This is a genomic window from Mycobacterium sp. TH-M82, from assembly GCF_057473605.1.
In genome coordinates, this window is the sequence record NZ_JBYCKY010000693.1 from 1 (window position 1) to 1,147 (window position 1,147).

Sequence of the window (1,147 nt, forward strand, 5' to 3'; positions counted from 1 at the left end):
CTTGGTGTCGCCGTTGGTGCCCCGCCCCTGGCAGCGGTCGCACAGCACCGCGGTGTCGACGGTGACCTGCTTGGTCACCCCGGTGGCGCACTCGGCAAGCGTCAGCCGCATCCGCAGCAGTGAGTCTGATCCCGGCCGGACCCGCCCGACCGGGCCGCGTGAGGCCGGTCCTCCTACTCCGCCGCCGAAGAAGGCCTCGAACACGTCTCCGAGGCCGCCGAAACCGCCGAAACCGCCGAAACCATTACCAGCGCCGCCCGCGGCGGTTTCCAGCGGGTCGCCGCCCAGGTCGACGATGCGCCGCTTCTGCGGGTCGGAGAGCACCTCGTAGACAGCGCTGATCTCCTTGAATTTCGCCTGCGCCGCCTCATCGGGGTTGACGTCGGGGTGCAGTTCGCGGGCCAGCCTGCGGTAGGCGCGTTTGATCTCCGAATCGCTGGCGCTGCTGTCCACGCCCAGCAGACCGTAATAATCGCGTGCCACGCCGAACCTTTCCGAACCTTCCCGAACCTTCTCCCGCCCCGTTACCGGGCCCCGAGCACCTCACCGATGTACATTGCAACCGCAGCGACACTAGCGATAGTTCCCGGATAGTCCATCCGGGTGGGTCCGAGCACTCCCATCCCCCCGTAAACCGTACCCAAGGAACCATAGGTGGTGGACACCACCGACGTGCCGGCCATCTCCTCGGCTTCGGTCTCGTGACCGATGCGCACCGTGACTTTACCGGCTTCCTGCTGGGCGGCCAGCAGCCGCAACACCACCACCTGCTCTTCCAGGGCTTCCAGAACGGACCGCAGCGAGTGGCCGAAGTCGGCCGCGTTGCGGGTCAGGTTGGCGGTTCCGCCCAGCAGCAGGCGCTCCTCGCTGTGTTCGACCAGCGACTCCAACAGCACGGTTGCCGCCCGGCCGACCGCGTCGGACAGGCCGCCGGTGCTGTCGAGCCGCCCGGCCAGATCGGCCACCGCGACGGACGCCGCTGAGACTTTCTTGCCCTCCAGCGCGGCGCCGAGCAGCTCCCGCAGCTGGGCGAGCTGGTGGTCGTCGACGGCGTCACCGAGTTCGACGATGCGCTGGTCCACCCGGCCGGAGTCGGTGATCACCACGAGCAGCAGCCGAGCCGGGGTCAGCGCGACCACTTCCAGGT

At 68.5% G+C, this 1,147-nt stretch carries 1 protein-coding gene and 1 pseudogene; both read right to left on the reverse strand.

The genetic code is table 11. From position 1 onward, the window contains the following. Nucleotides 1–483, reverse strand: a 483-nt coding sequence (locus AC2VON_RS20345; protein ID WP_486954533.1) for a DnaJ domain-containing protein, incomplete at its 3' end; no start/stop codon positions are given. A gap of 41 nt (nt 484–524) precedes the next feature. Next, nucleotides 525–1,147, reverse strand: a pseudogene (locus AC2VON_RS20350) (heat-inducible transcriptional repressor HrcA); the annotation flags it as partial.